Origin of the sequence: Streptomyces sp. NPDC032940, assembly GCF_040636935.1 — a bacterium.
GTDB lineage: Bacteria > Actinomycetota > Actinomycetes > Streptomycetales > Streptomycetaceae > Streptomyces.
This window is the reverse complement of the sequence record NZ_JBEZVJ010000019.1, coordinates 14,570-33,816: the sequence shown is the minus strand read 5'-3', so window position 1 is coordinate 33,816 and position 19,247 is coordinate 14,570. Positions and strand designations below refer to the sequence as shown.

The window sequence follows — 19,247 nt, the reverse complement described above, 5'->3', positions numbered from 1 at the left end:
ATCCGGACCGCAGCAGGATCAGAGGCGTTGAAAGGCCACCTCATCTGCACAGGAGAGAACATCATGTACGTCACCCGCGACCGGGCCCTGACCACCCCTGCGCACGACACCTCCGCAGCCCTCGCGGAACTCAGGGACCGGACGGAGATCATCGACGCGCTCTACCGCTTCGGCCTGGGCCAGGACGTGAAGGACAAGGAGCTGTTCGCCTCGGCCTTCGCCGCTGACGCCGAGCTGGACTTCCGCCCGGCTGCCTCCAAATGGGGGGCCAAGCCACCACTGATGACCGGGCGCGACACCATCGTCACCACCATTCTGGCCATGTTCACCGGCCGGGTGGACACCACACACCAGGTCACCAACACGCGGATCACGATCGATGGCGACAGCGCCCGGCTCACGGCCCTGGTGGAAGCCCAGCACCTGCTCATCTCCGACCCCGCCACACATGCGCTGTTGAAGAACCCCTACGACGTCGACCTGGTCCGCGACGGCGACCGCTGGGTCATCCGCCGGCTTCGCATCGACAACACGTGGTACACCGGCGAACCCACCATGATCTTCGGTTGACGCCCGCTCTGCAGAACCGAACACGGGCCTCCCGGAGAGCTCATGGCCCCTCTCGACTCCCTGCACAATTCCCCGATCCCCTGGAAGGACACGACATGAAGATCGCAGTGACCGGCGGACGGCCGGTACTGACCCGTCACGCCGAGGCCGAGACCTGTGCCGACCCCAGCAGTGTGATGACGCTGCTCGCCGACTCGGACAGCACCACCGACGGCTTCACCAGCTACCGGTCCACGTTCGCCCAGGGGGCCGTGGGGGCACCCGCCCACTTCCACACCAAGGCGACGGAGCTGTTCTTCGTGATCAGCGGCTCCCTCCAGGTGCTGGTGGGTGAGGAGGTCACCGTCCTGGAGACGGGCGACTTCCTGGCCGTGCCGCCCCACATCCCGCACGCCTTCGCCGCGGCGCCCGGCTGCGAGGCGGACGTACTGTTCGTATTCACGCCGGGCATGGGCCGGTTCGACTACCTGCGCCTGCTCGGCCGCGTGATGCGTGGCGAGGCCGACGCGAAGGAGATCGCCGCCTCCGCGGAGCAGTTCGACAACCACTACGTCGACAGCCCCGTCTGGCGGGCTGCCCGGGAGGTCTCGGCGTGATCGACTCTACCGTCCCGGTCCGCGTGGCCCGGCCCTCGCGGGACCTCGCCGCCGCCGAACGCTTCTACGTGGACGGCCTCGGCCTGGCCGTCCTGTGGCGCACGACCGAGCGCGTTCCGGGCAAGCACGACCTGCTGATGGTCGGCCCGCCCGGCGCCGCCTGGCACTTCGAGCTGACACACGACCCGGAGCGGCCGCTGGAGCCGACCCCGACAGTGGATGACCTGTTCGTCGTCTACCTCGGCAAGCCGGCGGACGAGTCCCTGATCGACCGCCTAGTCGCGGCCGGCGGTACCCGCGTTCCGGCACACAACCCGTACTGGGACGAGCACGGTGTGACGATCGCCGACCCGGACGGCTACCGCCTGGTGCTGTGCTCCCGCACCTGGGCGTGAGCAGCGTCAGGCGGGTCATGAACTGAACGCAGTCAGAGCCGGATCGCGGCGACGGTGCTCCGCTCAGCGGTGCCTGCCGCGGACAGCACGACGTCACCAAGTGGCCCAGTACTGCGACCATGCCGGAGCCCGGTCCGGTCGTGAGCACTGAGGCTCCTGCTCTGCCTGAAGCTCAGGGCTTTGACGCTGAAGGGAGCAAAGAGGTCGCGCCTGCGCGCAAGGAGCAGGAGCGGACCTTCCTCAATCCGGACGGTACCTACACCACCCGCTTCTACAACGAGCCGGTCATGAGGTTCCCGAATTGCTCTTCGGTGTTGCGGACGGTCTCATCCCGATTGCCCCACCGACAGGGGAGACCAGGCCAGCAGGTCGAGAGCGATCTGCACGATCTCCAGCCAGATCCGGTTCTGGGCCGTGCGGCGCAGTGGCAGGTTGCGCAGTCCGGGGGCGCCCCGGGTGTCGCCGTTCCTTCCTGACGATCAGCCGCATGCCCTCCGGCCAGCCGTCCAGAACGCCGCCGGTGAGTTCAGCGCCCCAGGCGCCGTCACGTCGGACGGATGGCCGGCCGGGAGGCACCTACTGAGTTTTCGTCAGTTCTGTGGTGGTTGGGGCTTCGGCAGTTCGGCCAGGACCTGGAGCCAGTACTTCGCGCCCTCCCCGCCGTCGCCGATCCACAGGCCCAGGATCTCCCGGTGTCCCTCGGCGATGACCGCCACCGCCATGTAGACAGGCCGGTTGGCGACCTGTCCGTCCCTGACCTTCACGCTCACGCAGTCGATGAAGACGACCGGGTAGACGCTGTCCAGGGGACGGTTCTGCCATTCGCTCATGCCGGCCATCACGCTGTCGGTGATCGTGGAGATCGTGGACTTGGAGATCTCCGCGCCGTAGACCTCGGCGAGATGCGTGGAGATCTCCCCGTGCGTGAGCCCTTTCGCCGACAGCGACAGGACCATCTCGTCCACCCCGCCCAGACGCCGCTGCCGCTTCTTGACCAGCTGCGGCTCGAACGACCCGGCCCGGTCCCGCGGCACCGCGATCTCGACCGGCCCCGACTCGGTGATCACCGTCTTGGAGATGGTGTCCGTCGCGGTGGTTCTCCCGGCCGCCCTCGGCCCGTTCACCGGGCTCGTGGCCCAGATGATCGGTGAGTTCGCCTTCCAGCGCGGACTCCAACACCCGCTTCGTCAGCTGCTGCAGCAGGCCACCCTCCCCGGGGTGAGCTCACCCCACCAGCGTGGGCCCGGGCCACCAGCTCGGCGACCAGCCCGTCATCCACGGCGCCCGCCCCACTCACAGCGGCCTTCCCGGCCTCGCTGTCACTCGTCACGTCAGCCATCACAGCTCGGGAGTTACACCGCTCACCGGGCTCTTCCAAGACTTCCGTAGGCGTTGATCATCCGAGACTGCGCGTCAGTTGAGCAGGATGATGTGACGCAGGAGGCGGTGGCCGGCACCCGGCCCGTGCGAGGGCGAGCTGGGCGGCGAGGGCCGTAGCGCGTCGTGGGTGTGAAGCCGGCTTGGTGGAAGGCGTGCAGGATGGCCTGTCCGGGCTCGGGATGCTCCGAGCCTGGTCGGCGGTCCGTGCAGGGTCAACGGATCGAGGCATCGGCAAGGGGCACCCCATGCATCCCGTACGGCGATGGAGCCGCCGTACGGCGCGGCGGACGTCGCCGCAGGCAGGGCCGGGACGCCCGCCGATGGCAGCCATCGCCAACAGCCACTTCCGCCGCCCGCCCCCGGTGCCTAGCGTCGACGGCGACCCACCGTCCGTTCGAGGAGCGCGAGCCGCCCGTGCCCGATCAGCTTCCTTCCCATGCCGGAGCGTTCGCGCTCGGCACCTTCCGCAGCGCCTCGGGAGTCTTCCCGGGCCCGGTCACCGGCGCGCGCGTCCGTGACCTGTCCGATCTCGTGCCGTCCGTGCGCGCCCTGGTCGAGGACTGGGACGCCTGGCTGCCCCGCCTGCACGACCTCGCCGGCGCGCGGGACCGCGTGTGGCACGACCTGGTCGACCTTCGCGTCCTCACCCCGATCGAGCCCGGCCAGATCCTGCAGAGCGGCGCGAACTACCGCAAGCACGTGGTCGGCCTGGTCGCCGCCGAGAAGGAGAGCATGCACGGCGCCACCCCGCAGGAAGCCGCGCCGACGCCGAGAAGATGATGGACGAGCGGATCCGCAGCGGAGTCCCGTACGTCTTCCTCGGCTCCCCCCGATCCCTGACCGGCCCCTACGACGACATCCTGCTGCCCGCACTCGGCGAGCAGCACGACTGGGAGCTCGAACTCGCTATGGTCATCGGCAAGGAGGGCCGGAACATCCCGGCCGAGAAGGCGATGGAGTACGTCGCCGGCTACACCATCAACAACGACCTCACCATCCGTGACCGTCTCTACCGGCCCGACCTGAAGGCCATGGGCACGGACTGGTTCACCGCCAAGAACGCCGACACCTTCCTGCCGACCGGGCCATTCCTGGTCCCGGCCGACTTCGTCGGTGACCCGAACGACCTGCGGATCACCCGGCGCCACAACGGAGTGGTCCGCCAGGACGAGTCCACCAAGGACATGATCTTCGACATCCCGCAGCTCATCGCGTACGTCTCCAAGACCACCACCCTGCGCCCCGGCGACCTGCTCCTCACCGGCTCCCCGGCCGGCAACGGCGCGCACTGGGACGTCTTCCTGAAGCCGGGTGACGTCCTCGACGCGGAGATCACCGGACTGGGCCACCAGCGCAACACCGTCAGGAGCGGACAGTGACCGACAGCACTACCTTCCAGCCCATCAGCCACCTGCGCCATGTCGACCTGGCCGTACCGGACTTCGACCGGCAGCGCGCCTTCTACGGCACCACCTGGGGACTGACCGAGGTCGCGAACGACAGCGGCCTCGCGTTCTTCGCCGCCGAGGGTAGCCCCGAGCAGTACGTCGTCAGGATCCGCAAGGACGAGCGCAAGCGAATGGACCTGGTCGCCTTCGGGGCCGTGTCACCGGCGGCCTCGACGAACTGGCGGTGCGACTCGGCCGGGCGGGCGTCCGGCTGATCCACGAGCCGAAGCCACTGGACACACCGGGCGGCGGCTACGGCCTGCGGTTCTTCGACCCGGACGGCCGGGTCGTCGAGGTGTCCGCCGACGTGGCCACCCGGACCCACCGCAAGATCGAGGAACGGGAGGCCATCCCGGTACGGCTCTCGCACTGCGTCGTCAACTCGCAGGACCCCGAGGGCCTGAGGGACTTTCTACGTCCGGCATCTCGGCTTCCGGCTCACCGACACCCTGTACTCCACGCACATGGGCGACCTCATGTACTTCCTGCGGTGCAGCCCCCTGCACCACTCCTTCGCCATCGCCCGCGGACCCCATGCCTCCCTGCACCACGCCTCGTTCGAGATGCGCGGCGTCGAGGAGTACATGCGTGGCACCGGCCGCGCGCTGCGCGCCGGGACCAGGCTCACCTGGGGACCGGGCCGGCACCTTGCGGGCGACAACACCTTCGCCTAGTTCCACGACCCGCACGGCAACACCGTGGAGTACACCACCGAACTCGCCGTCCTCGAGGAAGACCTCTGGCACCCGGGCCGACACGACGTCGACGACCCGATCACCCAGGACCAGTGGGGGACCGCCGACCCGATGAGCGAATCGGTCGCCAAGGAACAGTTCAACGACCCCGACGTGCTCTTCGAAGCCCCGCCCGTCTGACCCCCGTTCCCTCCGACCACCCCACCGATCGAGAAAGGCCGCAACCGTGGCAGACATCATGAAACACGCCGTACCCAAGGCGCAGGTCACCGCCTCACTCGACCAGGTGCGCGCGTACTCCGAGAAGTTCGACGACCGGAGCCCCGCCTCCTTCCGCCTGACGGACGAGGAGGTCGAGAAGATCTTCGCCTCGGTGCCCCAACAGGTCATCGACGACATCCGGTTCGTCCAGGAGCAGGTGCGCACCCTCGCCCGCCACCAGCTCGACTCGATGCGCGAGTTCGAGGTCGAGACCCGGCCGGGCGTGCGCCTCGGCCAGAAGCACATCCCCGTTCAGGCGGCCGGCGCCTACATCCCCGGAGGCCGTTACCCGCTCACCGCATCCGCCCACATGAGCATCGTGACCGCCAAGGTCGCCGGGGTGCCCCCGTGTGGTCGCTTGAACACCGCCGATCCGCGGCGAGATCACCGCCGCCACGGTCGCCGCCATGCACCTCGCGGGCGCGGACGAGATCTGGCTGCTCGGCGGGGTGCAGGCGGTGGCCGCGATGGCCGTCGGCACCGACAGCATGGAGCCAGTCAACCTGATCGCCGGTCCCGGCAACGCCTACGTCGCCGAAGCCAAGCGCCAGCTGTTCGGAGAGATCGGCATCGACCTGTTCGCCGGCCCTACCGAGATCCTCGTCCTCGCCGACGACCAGGCCGACCCGTTCGTCTGTGCCGTCGACCTGCTCTCCCAGGCCGAACACGGCCCCGACTCCCCGGCCGCCCTGATCACCACCTCCCGCGAGGTCGCCGAGAAGACCCTCGCCGAGGTGGAGCGGCTCCTGCCCGGCATGCCGACCCGCGACTTCGCCGAGCCCGCCTGGCGCGACCACGGCCAGGTGCTCGTCGTCGACGGCATCGACGAACTCTACGAGCTCGCCGATACGTTCGCCTCCGAACACGTCGAGGTGCTGACCGCCGAGCCCCGGCTCGCCCTTGAGCGCATGACCCAGTACGGCGCCCTGTTCCTCGGCGAAGGCACCTGCGTGTCCTTCGGCGACAAGGTCATCGGCACCAACCAAAGGTGGAGCGGGAGGCGGAGGGCCAGTACCGGGTCGAGGCGTCCGCACACGGCACCCGCACCCTGGACATCGGCGACGGCGCCCGTACCGAGGTGCTCTTCCATCTCCCGCTGGAGTAGGTCGTGTGCCGCCGCGTCGCCTACATCGCCTGCCACCAGCGGGCCGTGGAGCGGCCCGGTCTGCTCGAGCATGCCTTCGTCCCGGTGAACACCCGGACCGGGCTGACCAGCGCCACCAACGGCTGGCCGGACTGGTCCGACGGCTCGGAGCGGATCGCCATGCCGCTGCTGCTGCAGGCCGCCACCGTCCGCGGCCTCGCAGAGCCTGAGGAGACCAGCCCCCTGCTGGATGGCTGGTCCCGCTTCGCCGTACGCCACCTCCTCGACGAGACCGACGCCCCCCGCCGCGGCTCGCAGATCCTGGCACCTTGAACCGCGGCTGTACGACATGCCCTGGCTGGCCCGCTTCTTCCTCGACCGGCACCGGGCGCACGGCCGGGAAGAGGACCTGGAGCCCGCCGCCCGCATCATCGAGCGCCGCTTCGACCTGGGCGGCGCCACCCATCTGTCCATCGACGACTCCCCGACGACGACGGCCGTCTGCGACGCCCTCGACACCGCCGGCCTGCACGGCATCGCCATCCGCCACTGGGACGGCTACTGGTTCGGCGAGAACCGGCTCTGGGGCGACGTCTTCCCGCACTACTGGAGCACCCTGACCGCCACGACCCTGCTGCGCCTCCCGGCCACCCTGCGCACCCCCGACACCGACCGCCTCGCCGAGACGATCTTCCGCGCGAACCTGGCCAACTACCACGAGGACGGCTCGGCCACCTGTGCCTTCGTCATGCCTTCGGCCGTGGACGGACGCCCCGCGCACACCGCAGATCCCCTCGCCAACGACCAGGACTGGCACCTCGTCCTATGGCTGCGCCACCACGACGGCCGATAATGTCCACGATAATGCTAGGCCTATTGTTAACAATCTTGTAGCGTGCGTCATGCCTTGACCTCGAGGCATCCGCGAAGCACCTGGTGCTCGATGAGGGGAGACCCATGCAGAGGTTGACCACGTACTGCGGACGAGACGCACTCGCCCACCCGCCGAGCGTGCGGGCGGAACGCCCAGTGATCCGCACACGCCTCCTGAGAGGTGTGGCGCTCGCGGGTTCCCTCGTCCTCACGTCCGTCGCCGTACCGGCCTCCGTCGCGGCGGCCGCCCCCGCGCAGAGCCGCAGCCACGCCGCGGGCTCCCAGGACGCGGCGCTCGCCTTCGACCCCTCCCGCTACACGACGATCACCGTCACCGTCGACGGCCGTCCCCTGCAGGTGCGCTGGTACAAGGAGATCTGCTACGTCGCGAACCCGGTCGCCGCGGCGGCACAGCAGCCCGGCGGTCCCAGCGGCGGCACCAGCACCATCTCCAACACCGCCTGCGGCTACCAGAGCATGAACGTGTTCGTCCCCGAGAGCGCCTTCGGCGACCAGCGGGCGCCGATCTACTTCGCCGTGAACAACAGTGGCTGGATGGCCAGTTACATACGGGCGAGCGTGACCGCCAGCGCCGCCTACAACAGCGCGACGAGCAACGTCGGCGCCGCCCTGAAGGCGGGCTACGTCTTCGTCGACGTCGCCAACCGCAGCCGCGGACTGATCGGCGCCGACGGCTCGTCCCCCGGCAAGGCACCCGCGGCCGTCACCGACGCCAAGGCCGCCGTGCGCTACCTGCGTCTCAACGACACCGCGATGCCCGGCAGTGCGGAGCGGATCGTCGTCAACGGCACCAGCGGCGGCGGCGCGCTGGCGTCGATCCTGGGCGCTTCCGGCAACAGCGGGGAGTACACCCCGTACCTCGCCGCGATCGGCGCCGCCGGCATCGACGCCAAGGGGCGCAGCACCCTGCGCGACGACGTCTTCGCCGTCAACGCCTACTGCCCGATCACCGACCTCGGCAACGCCGACATCGCCTACGAGTGGCTCTACAACGCCCTCGGAACCCGCGACACCACCGGGCAGAACCCCTCGCCCGAGGAAGCCGCGGAGATTGCGGCCAGGTTCGCGGCGTACGAGAAGAGCCTCGGCCTGCGCAACCCCGACGGCTCCCGGCTCACCGCCGCCACCATGCTCGACACCATCCAGCAGGAGGTCGTCCGCTCCGCCGAGACCTACCTGAAGGAGGATCCCGCCCACACCATCCCGCCGCTGGGCGGCACCTTCCAGTTCACGGCGGGCGGCACCACCAAGTCGTACGTCAACGACTGGATCGACGTCGACACCGCCACCCGCACCGTGCGCTCCGTCGACATGACGAAGTACCTCGCCTTCGTCGCCACCCAGGCCGCCCTCAAGACGACCCCGGCCTTCGACGCCGTGGGCGTCGCCGGGAACACCGCCAGCCGCACCGAGACCAACCTCTTCGGCCCGCCGACCCAGATGTACCTCAACTACACCGAGTACAGCTGGAACCACAACGACGTGCCAGGCGACGGCAGTGGCCTGGATGACACCGGGCTGACCTGGAAGCAGTACACCGCGCAGCCGAGCACCACCGTCGACGACCAGATCCACCTCATCAACCCGATGGACTTCATCGGCACCAAGGCCGACACCGCGCCGAACTGGTACGTCCGCCACGGCACCCGTGACCGCGACACCGCCTTCACCGTCTCGGTCAACCTCGACCGCGCCCTCGCCGCCGACAAGCAGGTCGAGGACCTGGACTACCGGATCGCCTGGAACCAGCCGCACGCTGGGAACTATGACGTGCCCGAGGCCATGGCCTGGATCGACAGGATCGTTCAGAAGGCCGGCGACCCGCTCGCATAACGGACAGGACCGCCACCGGCCGCCCCGTCCGGGGACAGGGCGGCCGGGCGATCGAGCACGCTGACTGCAAGGTCCGGCCGCATCCTCCAGTCCCCCGGCCCCCGCCCAGGAGAACGGAGACCATCATGGCCGACAACGGCCAGCAGCTCATTGAGAAGGACCTCGTCCGTCGAGGCCGGCGTCTGCAGTAGATAGCCCAAGCCCGGGCACGCCGGGAGCGGGAACGCCGACAGCGCGCCGAGTTCGCCGCATCGTGGGCCGTCAGCGTCCGCTACGTGACTTGTGGGAGGCCGTGTACCGGAAAGAGGGCTCGAAGCCGTTCGTGCGATGCGATGAAGGGGCGACCGCGCGGCGGGCCAGACGGCTGTCCGTCGTTGCCGGTCACCAGTGGTCGGGGATTCGACTCATTCTCAACCTGCTCCAGCCAGGTTGGGTGCTCGTTGGGGCGAAGCCATCCGGCTGTGGTCGGGACGTGCCGATGCGCCGGGACCGACGGGACGGTTGCGCGATGCCGTTCCGTACGGGGGTCTGACCCTTGAGATCTTTGACCGAAGTGCCCAGTCACAGGCATGTCGACCGTCGTTGCGGGACGCTTTCTGCTGTCACCGAGCCACAGGGCGTGTCCCAATAGGGGCCTTGCCGAGTTCCAGGCGCCATCACGGTTCAGACCGTCCGAGCAGGCCGGTGGTGTTCCCCCAGCCAGCACGTCACCACGTGGGAGGACAACGATCATGACGACCCGACAGCGCAGCACCACCTCGAGCACGGATCCTCCCGTTCGGCGCGAGGTCGTCCTGGGTGTGGACACGCACGGGGAGGTTCACGTCGCCGCCGTGGTCTCCACGCTGGGGAAGGTGCTGGACACAGAGTCCTTTCCGGCCGTTGGCTACCGTCGGTTGCTCGTGTGGGCCCGACCGGCGATTCGGGGCTATGTTGCCCCGCCTGCCGTAGAGGGCCCGCTCTGATGGCACGATGCCGGAGAGGAGCCGGCAGCATCCAGCACGCCACGCCACTACCCGGCACTGTGACGAACGGCAGCAGTCATCGCAGGTGAGTTGGGGTTGCATGGGATTCCGATGACTTCGCACGTTGAGTGCGTGGCGATTCCTGAGCCTACGGGCAAGGGGCTCTGACCTGTGCTTTTGTTGTTCGGGTGGGCTTTGCGACCTTTTTCCTTCCGTGCAGCGGTCCGAGCGGACGGACCGGTCTGGTGCTGCGAGCGGCCGTCATCGTCCCCGCGTTACTAGGGAACGCGGCTCGACCGAGTCACTCTGATACAGGTCATGCATGCATCCGTACCGACCACCGCGACGCCGGCAGCCGGTACGTGACGTGTCGCCGTGGCGTCGCCCGGGGTCAGATGGCCAGCGCCACCAGGAAGCGGGAGACCATGTTGTACGCCGCGACCGTGGCGACCGCCTCCACCGTCTGTGCCTCGCCGAACAGACGCTTGAGGTGCTCGATCACGTCGGCGTCCACCTCGACCCGGCGTGTTGACTGGTCGGTGAGGGTGATCAGAGCCCGTTCCTCCTCGTTGAAGAGCGTGCTGTCCGCGTCCTCTTCCCGAAGGGCCTGGCTCTTCTCATCACTCCCGCCCGCATCCAGGTATGCGGGGTGGTGCACGCCCCATTCGAACTCCGCCCTGTTGAGGGCGGCCACCCGGAGCATGATCAGCTCGCGGTACTCCAGACTGAGGTCGAACTCGGCACGGACCCGGCCCAGCAGGCCGTTCCAACCCGTGGCGAGCGGAACGCTCCGCAGCAGAACGCGGTCGATACCGATCAGCTCGCCGCCCGGGCGGCGGCCTCGCATGCCCGCGAGCAGCTCGGACGGGGGAGACGGAACATCGCCTTCCTGCCAGGGGGTGACTCGCACGGTGCTCACACTGTCCTCCTTCGCAGAACGGGGATGTCAGACGGTGTCGTAGACCCGCACGTCCGGGTCGGTCGACAGCAGCGGCGCGAGTTCACCCACGATGTCCTGTGTGAACAGCTCGCTGTCCAGGTACGCGCGGGCGTCCGCGACCGACCGGAAGCCGTGCAGCACCTGGACGTCCTCGTCCCGGATCAGGAGCTCCTTGCTGGTGGCGCCGGAGACGCCGTCCAGGAACTGCTGCTTGTACTTCTCGTAGACGGCTGCCGCCGCGGGACGGTTGGCGGGGTCCACGGTAAGCGTGACTTCAAGATAGGCCATGGTTATGTCTGTCTTTCCAGCTCGACGGGTGTGCTGCGACGTCGTCGCTGCACACCGCCAAGTTAGGCAGAAGGAATGTCATCCGGTAGGGGAGCTTTTTGAATCCCCGCATAAGCGGCCTGTATGGGTTACCGGGATGCGCTGAGCTGCTGGACGAGCAGAGTGAGGTCCGTGTGAAGGGCCGAGTCCGGGTTCCATACGGCCTCGAAGGAGATCTGGACCTCCCGGCCCGCGTTCAGCAGTGGGCGGTGCGGGACGGCCGGGGAAGTGAGCCGGGACCGGGGGAGCATGGCCGAGCCCAGGCCGAGAGCGGCCCATTCCTCCAGGACCCGGTAGCTGGCCGCTTCCCCGGGATAGGTGTGCAGCGGTACCTCGTTCGCATGGAAGAGCTGGGTGGTGAACGTGGTCAGCCCGCACGCTTCCGGTACGAGGATGAACTGCTGGTTTCCGGCCTCGGTGAGTTCCAGTGAGGTGCCGTCGTCGGCGGTCGTGCCGACGATGACGACGGGCTCGACATCGATGACCCGGTGCTCGAAGCGCGGCATCGCGGTCACGGCCGGGATCAGCATCAGGTCGAGTTGTCCGGCCTGTAGCCCGTCGCGCAGGTCCTGCATGTTGGCCTCGCGCAGGACGAGGTCGCGGGGCGTGGGCAAGTCGCGGACGGCGGCGAACGCGCGGCCCACCAGGTGCGGGCCGATGAGCGGGGAGACGCCCATGCGGATCTTCGGGTCGTCCGGTTCGGTGAGCCGCCGGGCTTCCGCGGTGACGGCGTCCAGGGCGGTGACCGCGCGTTCGACGAGTGGCAGGATGCGGCTGCCGAAGGCGGTCTGTGTCACGCCGCGAGGAGAGCGGTCGAAGAGCCTCCCTCCGAGCCGTTCCTCCAGTTTCGCGATGCCGTTGGACAGGGCCGGCTGGGTGACGCCGTACGCCCGCGCCGCCGCACTGAAGGAAAGGGTCTCGGCGACCGCCTGCGCGTAGCGGAGACCTTCGACGTTCAGTCGTTCCGTCATAGCCATCGCTTATCGCCTCATTCGCTGGAGTCGCCTACCGCTGCGGCTCAGCCCTGGTTACCGTGAGCCGTCGATGACTTCGTCATCATTCACCCTTATAACACTCATCAGCGTCGCCCCAGGAAGTGCACTGTGTCGGATCCCGCCGTAGCCATGGTCGTGACCGAGCCGGACGGGCCGTTGGTGGCGTCCGCCGTCGACACCGTCCCGCTGGAAGGGCATCAGGTCCGGATCTCCGTGCAGGCCAGTGGCGTGTGCCACGCCGACATCGGCACGGCCAGTGCTCCGAAGGCCGGCCGGGACACACCGGTGACGCCCGGACACGAAGTCGCCGGCGTCATCGCCGAGGTGGGCGACCGGGTGCGTGGTTGGACGGTCGGGGAACGCGTGGCCGTCGGCTGGTTCGGCGGAAGCTGCGGGCACTGCGCCTTCTGCCGTGACGGCGACGTCGTGCACTGCCCCGAGCGGAAAGTGCCCGGACTGTCCTACCCCGGTGGCTGGGCACAGAGCATCACCGTGCCTGCGGACGCGCCGGCGCGCGTCCCCGACGTCCTGGACCTCTTCGACGCGGCTGTCTTCGGCTGCGCGGGCGTGACCACCTTCAACGCCGTCCGCAACGCCGGTACGCGGACCGGGGGCAGGGTCGCCGTGTTCGGACTGGGCGGGCTGGGGCACCTCGCCGTGCAGTTCGCGGCGAAGCTCGGCTACGAGACGGTTGCGGTCGCCCGCGGCGCCGACCGTGAGGAACTGGCCCGTGGACTCGGCGCCCGGCACTACGTCGACAGCACGCGCGAGGCCCCCGGTGCGGCACTCGCTGCCCTCGGCGGCGTCGACCACGTCATCTGCACCGCCTCCACCACCGACAGGCTGGGCGAACTGGTCACCGGCCTGCGGCCGCACGGTCGGCTCACGCTGGTGGGCGTGGACGACGGCGCCCTGTGTCTCCCGGTGGGGCTGCTGGTCGGTCAGGGCGTGAGTGTGACCGGGCACCTGACCGGCAGCGCGCGGGACACGGAGGAGGCCATGGCCTTCGCCGTCACCAACGGAGTCCGGCCCATGATCGAGCGGATGCCGCTGCGGGAAGCGGGGGCGGCCGTCGCGCGCCTGCGCTCCGCGGCGCCCCGGTTCCGTATCGTGCTGGACCCGTCCCAAGTGTTCTGACCTCGCCGGATATCTCCCGTCCGCCCGTCGCGCCGGCAGCGTGCGGGGCGGTCCTCCACCGTCCCGAAGGGAACCCGCCATGCTCGACAGCGGCACTCATGACGTCATCGTGATCGGCGCCGGCGCGGCCGGGACGACCGCCGCGACCGTACTGCACGAAGCCGGGCACAGAGTCCTGTGCCTGGAAGCGCGGACGAGGGTCGGTGGCCGGCTGCTCAGCGAGCCCGTCGACGGCGGCGTCCTGGACCTTGGGGCCACCTGGTTCTGGCCGGGGGAGCAGCGCGTCGCGGCGCTGGCCGCCCGGACCGGGGCCGAGGTCTTCGACCAGCACCTGGCAGGGGACGCCGTCCTGCACGACCGGTCCGGTGTCCACCGGTATCCCGGCAACATGATCGACGTTCCGTCCTACCGCTTCGCGGCCGGGGCGCAGCAGCTCACCTCGGCACTCGCGTCGAGTCTGCCCCCGGACGCCGTCCTGCCGGACACGCCAGTCACCGCTATCCGTCCCGCCGGTGCGGACGGAGTCGACGTCCACGCTGCGGGGCGGGCCTTCCGCGCCGCACAGGTCGTCCTGGCCGTCCCACCCGCGCTGGCGCTGGAGCGCATCGACTTCGCCGACGCCCTGCCCGACGACCTGGTCCGCCTGGCCCGCTCCACTCCGGTGTGGATGGGGGCCGTCGCCAAGGTCGTCGCCCGCTACTCCACTGCCTTCTGGCGCGAGGACGGGCTCGCGGGCGCGGCCTTCAGCAGGATCGGACCGCTCCAGGAGATCCACGACATGTCCGGCGTCCACGGACGTCCCGCGGCGCTGTTCGGCTTCGCGCACGCCCGGACCGTCCGGCCGGGCTTCGAGGCGGCAGTGGCTGCACAACTCGGTGCGTGCTTCGGGCCCGCTGCCGCCGCACCCGAGGCCGTGTACGTGCAGGACTGGAGCCGCGAGACCTGGACGGCCCCGCGTTCCGTGCACGCCCTCAGCGACTACTCCTTCTTCGGCCACGACCTCTACCAGCGGCCGTTCCTCGACGGCCGACTGCACTGGGCCTCGACCGAGACGGCCACCGAATACGCAGGGCACATCGAGGGCGCGCTGCACTCCGGCGAGCGCGCGGCCCGCGCCGTATTGTCCGCGACCGCGCACGGCCGCGGCTCCCCCTGAGCTGACCCGGACAACCCGCGCGGCGTCCCGACGACGTCTACTTCGGCGCGGGCAGGACGGTGCGTCGGCTCTCCCACGCGCTGATGCTCGAGGCCACCTCGGACACGGGGCCCCACACCTGGAGACGTCAAGCCGGCCGTCGCGGGCCCGGGACGGCCGTTTCCCCCCGCCGTCCGTGCGAGGCCACCGGCCACGTCCGGGCCCGCACGAGGCCGGGCGGAGGCCCGGCGGCGGTCGCCCGCGGATGCGGTGACATACGGCCGCCGACGCTCGTGGTCGATTCAGCGTGCGCGCACCAGGGCCGCCCAGAAGGCGAGCACGGGCAGGACCAGGACGGCGGCGACGGCGTTCAGAGCGCCGAAGCCGGCCCAGCCCATCAAGGGCCCGGCGAGGCCGGCGCCCACGGCCGCAACGACGTTCATCGTGGTGTCCGTGGTGCCCTGTACGCCGGGCAGAAGGGCGAGTGGTGTGGTCTCGCTGAGCATGGCCGAGCCGGCCACCAGGCTGAAGGACCAGCCCAGTCCCAGGAGGAACAGCCCTGCCATCATCATGCCGACCGAGCCGTGGCCCATGCCCGACAGCGCGGCGGACACCAGGAAGACCGCCTGGCCGGCCACGATGGTCGGCATGTGACCGATCCGGTCGGAGAGCCGGCCGACGAGCGGGGAGAACGCGTACATGCCCAGCAGGTGACCGCTTATGGTGACGCCGACCACGGTGAGCCCGTGACCGTGCTCCGACATGTCGACCGGGGTCATCGTCATGACCGCGGCCATGACCGTGTGGGCCACGACGATGGTCACGAACGCGAAGGCCGCTTGCGGGGTGTGGCGAAGGTGCCGCAGGCCCGCGCGCACGGTCCCGTTCTGCCGGTCCTCCTTCTGCCCGCCGGTCTCGTCTTGTGCCGCCGGGAGGCCCGTGTCCTCGTCCACGGGCGCGTCGGCGTCCTGGTACCGGCGGGAGAGCGTGAGCGGGTCGGGACGCATCAGACCCCACAGCAGAGCCGATGCCGCCGCTGTGCAGACGGTGGCCAGGACGAACGCCCCCGACAGGCGTGGAAGGTGCAGAGCCGATGCCACGGCGGCACCCGGATCGGCGAGGTTGGGGCCGATCACCGAGCCGATCGTCGTGGACCACAGCACGATGGACAGCGCATGGGCCCGCCGGTGCGGCGCGGCCAGGTCCGCGGCCGCGTAGCGGCTCTGCTGGTTGGTGGCGCTGCCGACGCCGAACAACAGCATGCCCACGATCAGCAGGGGTACCGACCTGATCACCGCTGAGGCGATGAGCAGGCCCCCGCCGGCTGCGGCGACGAGCCATCCTGCCCCGAGAGAGGTCCGGCGACCGCGCCGTTGGGCGAGGAGGGCGAGCGGTATGCCGACCAGGGCGGCGCCCGCTGTGGTCGCCGTGCGCGCCAGTCCGGCGTAGGTCTCGCTCTGGGCCACGGACTCCGCGAGCAGGGGACCGACGGACACCGAGACGCCCACTCCGACCCCGCCGACGATCTGTGCCGCGGACAGGATCCGGACCGTGCGCTTCTGCACCGCGCGGACTCGGTCCTGCTCCTGCCACGGCGTCGGGGCTATGTCCTGTGGCGTGCTCACGTGTCGGCGCTCCTTGATGAGTCGGCTGAGTGGGTGGCGGGAGGGCGAAGGGCCTGCGGGGAGCCCGGGTTCAGAGGTCGTGCCGGGATGGTCCGGAGCGGGATTTCGGCCGGGGGCCGTCCCGGCGTGCCAGCAGGACGACGGCGGTGAGCGCCGCGGCCGCGGCCAGGACGAGCAGGAGGACGCGGTCCGGTACGGCGCCGCCGAGGCGTGCGAGGTGCTCCTCCAGCCCTGCCTCCGTCTCGACGCTGATCAGGGAGGGGAGGGCCGCCGTGCCGTCGACCAGCAGGAAGACCACTCCGAGCACGATGAAAAGAATGCCGCCGACGAGGGAGGTGGTGTGCCAGGAGAAGCGTCCCAGCCGCAGGGTGCGACCGCGCAGCCAGCGTTTGTGCCCGAGGTCGAAGCGGTCCCAGAGCAGCGCCAGGGCGAACAGGGGGACTGCCATGCCGAGTGCGTAGACCGCGAGCAGCAGGCCCCCGTGGGCGGGCCGGCTGCCGAGGGCGGCGAGGGTGAGGATGGAGCCGAGGATGGGACCGGCGCAGAAGCCCGCCAGGCCGTAGACGGTGCCGAGGGCGAAGACGGAGACGGCCGACCCGGAACGGCGGGCTCCTGCGGCTTCCTGCAATCGGCGCACTCCGAATCCGATCCCGAGGATCTGTGCCGCTCCCAGCGCGATCACGGTCCAGCCGCCGATGCTGACCAGCAGGTCACGGTGGCCGTAGAAGAGACGGCTGGCGAAGGAGCCCGCGACGCCGACCGGCACCAGGGTGGTGCACAGGCCGAGATAGAACAGGCCGGTGCGCAGCAGCAGTTTGGCCGGCCTGGTGAAGGAGTAGGCGAAGAAGGCCGGCAGCAGCAGCGCGCTGCAGGGGCTGAGCAGGGCCAGCAGGCCGCCGAGGAAGGCGGCCAGCAGGCTCGCGTCGCCGTTCACCGGGTGGCCTTCGCGGCTGCCTCGATGGTCTGCTTGAAAGTGTCGACCGGCTGGGCGCCGAGGACGGGGATGTCGTTGACCAGGAAAGCGGGGGTGCTGGTCACGCCGAGGGAGTAGCCCTCGTTCTGGTCCTGTCGGATTGCCGTGTCTGCCGCGTCGGAGTCCATGTCCGCGCGCCACTTGTCGAGGTCAGCCACCCCGGCGGCCTTGGCCATCGCGGTGAGCTTGTCGGTGGAGAAGGCGCCGGTGTTCTTCTTGCGTGTCTTGCTGTACGCCTGGTCGTGGAACTCCCAGAACCTGTCCTGTTGGCCGGCCGCCCAGGCCGCGCGGGCTGCCGCTTCCGATTCCTCGCCGAAGATCGGGAAGTTGCGCCACTCGATGCGCAGCACGCCCTCGTCGACGTAGGAGCGGAGCAGCTCCGGTTCGGTGTCGCGGGCGAACTTCCCGCAGTACGGGCACTGGAAGTCGGAGTACTCGATCATGACGACAGGGGCGTCGGCGTCCCCCACGGCCAGCGGGTCGTCGGTGTCCCGACGGGCCAGTGCGAGCAAGGCGCTCGACTGGGCGTCGGGCGTACTGGTCTCGGCGACGGCGGAGTCCTGCGACGCGGTGCGGGACGGCGCGTCGTCGAGGGTGAGGGCGAGAACCGCTGCGACGACGGCGGTCAGTCCGGCGGCGGTGGCGGCGAGTGTGCGGTTGCGTCGGCGGACGCGGGATGCGGCGGGGGCGGAAGAAGACGGCATGGTGGGAGACAACCTCGTGCTCTGTGGGTGAGTGACGGACAGCCGTAGGCGCACGGCGCTGTGGCCGTGCGCCGGGCCGTGACCGAAGGACGGCCGGTCGGCGCGCGGCGCGCGGGGAACGCGCGAGCGTCCGGCCTAGATCCGCATTCGGTCGGGTACGGCCCGTCCCGCCGGCGGGGAGAGTCCCGACGTCACCACGTCCCGGCACACGTCGGCCGAGAGCGTGTCGAGCCCTGTTGAGGCCAGGGCGGCCGTCCGGGCCACCGGCTCCGCCGTCTCCAGGAGGCGTACGTCCGGCTGGGCGGGGAGCACTTTCCTGCACGGGGGCGGTGTGCCGGGTGCATCGCACTGGGAGGAGCCCGGTCGCACCCGGTCGGTGGCCTCGCCCGGGCCCTGGACCGCCGCATCCGCCGAGGCGGTCACGGCCCTGGGACTCGACAACCCCGTGCCGACGTCGAGCGTGCGTGTTCCGCAGGCCCACGCACTCAGCACGACCAGCAGCGACAGCGAGGCGAGAAGACCCCGCCCCGCTCGCGCGGAGCGCGTCACCACGGTCACCGCACGGAGCCGGGGAAGAACTGTCATCACCTCACGTCACGTCCGGAAGGCGCCGATCGCCTACAGCCGCGCCTGTCACGTACAGGGGTGCAGGCACAGGTAGCCGTCGATACGGCGCACATGGTCGCAGTCCGGGTCGCCGGGCAGTGCGTGCCCGAGGTGCTCGGCGCGGACCTCGCCGATCCATTGGTCGTGCTGGTACTCGTGGTTGACGAGAGCGGTCAGCAGATGCGTCGCGACGATGGTCATCTGGGTGGGCGCGCCGGTCCTCCCGGACGCGATGTCACCGATGCGTGCGTGCACCCGCTCGGCGACGGTCTCCCGGAAGGCCGTGAGCCGCTCCACCGTCGGGAGAGCGCCGCGGAACTTCTCCGGGTTGGCCGAGTCCATGAGTCCGTCCAGTTCCGGATCCGGGCTGGGCTCGGCGGCCGTGAGGTTGCGGATCATGAAGTGGGCGACGTGGGCCTGGTGCCCGAGGTGCCAGCCGATGGCGCTGAAGTCCTCTCTCGGCCGCCACACCACCTCGTCCGGCGTGAGGTCCCGCCACAACTCGTCGGTGTACCCGCGGGCACGGTCGTACTCGTCCAACAGCGCCTGCAGTTCGTACACGGCTCTCCTCCACATGTGTGGTCGGGTCTGCGGGTTCGGGTTGCGCGAGGAGACTCCGGGCTCCTCGGACGGCGCGGCTGGTGGCGGCGGACCGCCGCCACTGTAGAGAGCCGCAGCGCGAGC

16 protein-coding genes and 5 pseudogenes are annotated in these 19,247 nt (G+C 69.9%); 12 read left to right on the top strand and 9 right to left on the bottom strand.

Translation table 11 applies throughout. The annotated features are described in order from the left end of the window. Nucleotides 1–63 precede the first annotated feature (63 nt). The 3 genes from AB0E77_RS22220 (at nt 64) to AB0E77_RS22210 (ending at nt 1,561) form a co-directional block, all read left to right on the top strand. The gene (locus AB0E77_RS22220) at nt 64–570 is read left to right on the top strand and encodes a nuclear transport factor 2 family protein (RefSeq protein ID WP_361573251.1); all 507 of its coding nucleotides are present in this window, start codon (nt 64–66) and stop codon (nt 568–570) included. A gap of 95 nt (nt 571–665) precedes the next feature. Continuing rightward, entirely contained in the window at nt 666–1,166 is a 501-nt protein-coding gene (locus tag AB0E77_RS22215; protein WP_361573249.1) for a cupin domain-containing protein, read from the top strand. Then, entirely contained in the window at nt 1,163–1,561 is a 399-nt protein-coding gene (locus AB0E77_RS22210) for a VOC family protein (RefSeq protein WP_361573247.1), read from the top strand. The genes AB0E77_RS22215 and AB0E77_RS22210 overlap by 4 nt, the downstream gene beginning before the upstream one ends. A 356-nt stretch (nt 1,562–1,917) precedes the next feature. Here AB0E77_RS22210 and AB0E77_RS22205 read toward each other — a convergent pair. Continuing rightward, a pseudogene (locus tag AB0E77_RS22205) lies at nt 1,918–2,110 on the bottom strand (IS1380 family transposase); the annotation flags it as partial. Between the two features lie 68 nt (nt 2,111–2,178). Then, nucleotides 2,179–2,900 (bottom strand): annotated as a pseudogene (locus tag AB0E77_RS22200) (transposase); the annotation flags it as partial. A gap of 455 nt (nt 2,901–3,355) precedes the next feature. Between AB0E77_RS22200 and AB0E77_RS22195 the strand changes: the two are divergent. From AB0E77_RS22195 to AB0E77_RS22165, 7 genes and pseudogenes are all read left to right on the top strand, one after another. Further along, nucleotides 3,356–4,320 (top strand): annotated as a pseudogene (locus AB0E77_RS22195) (fumarylacetoacetate hydrolase family protein). Further along, nucleotides 4,317–5,264, top strand: a pseudogene (locus AB0E77_RS22190) (VOC family protein). Before AB0E77_RS22195 ends, AB0E77_RS22190 begins: the two co-directional pseudogenes overlap by 4 nt. 58 nt (nt 5,265–5,322) lie before the next feature. Continuing rightward, a pseudogene (locus AB0E77_RS22185) lies at nt 5,323–5,631 on the top strand (histidinol dehydrogenase); the annotation flags it as partial. 121 nt (nt 5,632–5,752) lie between these two features. After that, entirely contained in the window at nt 5,753–6,538 is a 786-nt protein-coding gene (locus AB0E77_RS22180; protein ID WP_361573245.1) for a histidinol dehydrogenase, read from the top strand. Beyond that, on the top strand, nt 6,535–6,762 hold the full coding sequence (locus AB0E77_RS22175) for a hypothetical protein (RefSeq protein ID WP_361573243.1): 228 nt from the start codon (nt 6,535–6,537) through the stop codon (nt 6,760–6,762). Before AB0E77_RS22180 ends, AB0E77_RS22175 begins: the two co-directional genes overlap by 4 nt. A gap of 16 nt (nt 6,763–6,778) precedes the next feature. Further along, nucleotides 6,779–7,282 (top strand): hypothetical protein, encoded by a 504-nt coding sequence (locus AB0E77_RS22170; protein ID WP_361573241.1) that lies wholly within the window; start codon nt 6,779–6,781, stop codon nt 7,280–7,282. Nucleotides 7,283–7,458: 176 nt separating this feature from the next. Then, nucleotides 7,459–9,156 carry a subtype B tannase gene (locus tag AB0E77_RS22165; RefSeq protein WP_361573239.1) on the top strand — a complete coding sequence of 566 codons (1,698 nt, stop codon included), beginning with the start codon at nt 7,459–7,461 and terminating at the stop codon, nt 9,154–9,156. 1,356 nt (nt 9,157–10,512) lie between these two features. On the opposite strand, the gene AB0E77_RS22160 is transcribed toward AB0E77_RS22165, so the two are convergent. The 3 genes from AB0E77_RS22160 to AB0E77_RS22150 form a co-directional block, all read right to left on the bottom strand. Further along, nucleotides 10,513–11,040, bottom strand: coding sequence for a carboxymuconolactone decarboxylase family protein (locus AB0E77_RS22160; protein ID WP_361573237.1), 528 nt, complete (start codon nt 11,038–11,040; stop codon nt 10,513–10,515). A gap of 27 nt (nt 11,041–11,067) precedes the next feature. Then, nucleotides 11,068–11,349, bottom strand: coding sequence for a hypothetical protein (locus tag AB0E77_RS22155; RefSeq protein WP_361573235.1), 282 nt, complete (start codon nt 11,347–11,349; stop codon nt 11,068–11,070). Between the two features lie 128 nt (nt 11,350–11,477). Continuing rightward, a complete protein-coding gene (locus tag AB0E77_RS22150; protein ID WP_361573233.1) occupies nt 11,478–12,359 on the bottom strand; it encodes a LysR family transcriptional regulator in 882 nt (293 codons plus the stop codon). A gap of 132 nt (nt 12,360–12,491) precedes the next feature. Between AB0E77_RS22150 and AB0E77_RS22145 the strand changes: the two genes are divergently transcribed. Then, entirely contained in the window at nt 12,492–13,520 is a 1,029-nt protein-coding gene (locus AB0E77_RS22145) for an alcohol dehydrogenase catalytic domain-containing protein (protein WP_361573231.1), read from the top strand. A gap of 79 nt (nt 13,521–13,599) precedes the next feature. Then, nucleotides 13,600–14,676: an FAD-dependent oxidoreductase gene (locus tag AB0E77_RS22140; RefSeq protein WP_361573229.1), complete on the top strand. Its 1,077-nt coding sequence runs from the start codon at nt 13,600–13,602 to the stop codon at nt 14,674–14,676. A 281-nt stretch (nt 14,677–14,957) separates the two neighbouring features. On the opposite strand, the gene AB0E77_RS22135 is transcribed toward AB0E77_RS22140, so the two are convergent. The 4 genes from AB0E77_RS22135 to AB0E77_RS22120 all read right to left on the bottom strand — a co-directional run bounded on the left by AB0E77_RS22135 (nt 14,958) and on the right by AB0E77_RS22120 (nt 19,124). After that, nucleotides 14,958–16,280 carry an MFS transporter gene (locus AB0E77_RS22135; RefSeq protein ID WP_361573227.1) on the bottom strand — a complete coding sequence of 441 codons (1,323 nt, stop codon included), beginning with the start codon at nt 16,278–16,280 and terminating at the stop codon, nt 14,958–14,960. Between the two features lie 70 nt (nt 16,281–16,350). Then, nucleotides 16,351–17,214, bottom strand: coding sequence for a cytochrome c biogenesis CcdA family protein (locus AB0E77_RS22130; RefSeq protein ID WP_361573225.1), 864 nt, complete (start codon nt 17,212–17,214; stop codon nt 16,351–16,353). After that, nucleotides 17,211–17,957, bottom strand: a complete 747-nt coding sequence (locus tag AB0E77_RS22125; protein WP_361573223.1) for a DsbA family protein — start codon at nt 17,955–17,957, stop codon at nt 17,211–17,213. The genes AB0E77_RS22130 and AB0E77_RS22125 overlap by 4 nt, the downstream gene beginning before the upstream one ends. Before the next feature lie 633 nt (nt 17,958–18,590). Beyond that, nucleotides 18,591–19,124 (bottom strand): DinB family protein, encoded by a 534-nt coding sequence (locus AB0E77_RS22120; RefSeq protein WP_361573221.1) that lies wholly within the window; start codon nt 19,122–19,124, stop codon nt 18,591–18,593. Between the last annotated feature and the right edge of the window lie 123 nt (nt 19,125–19,247).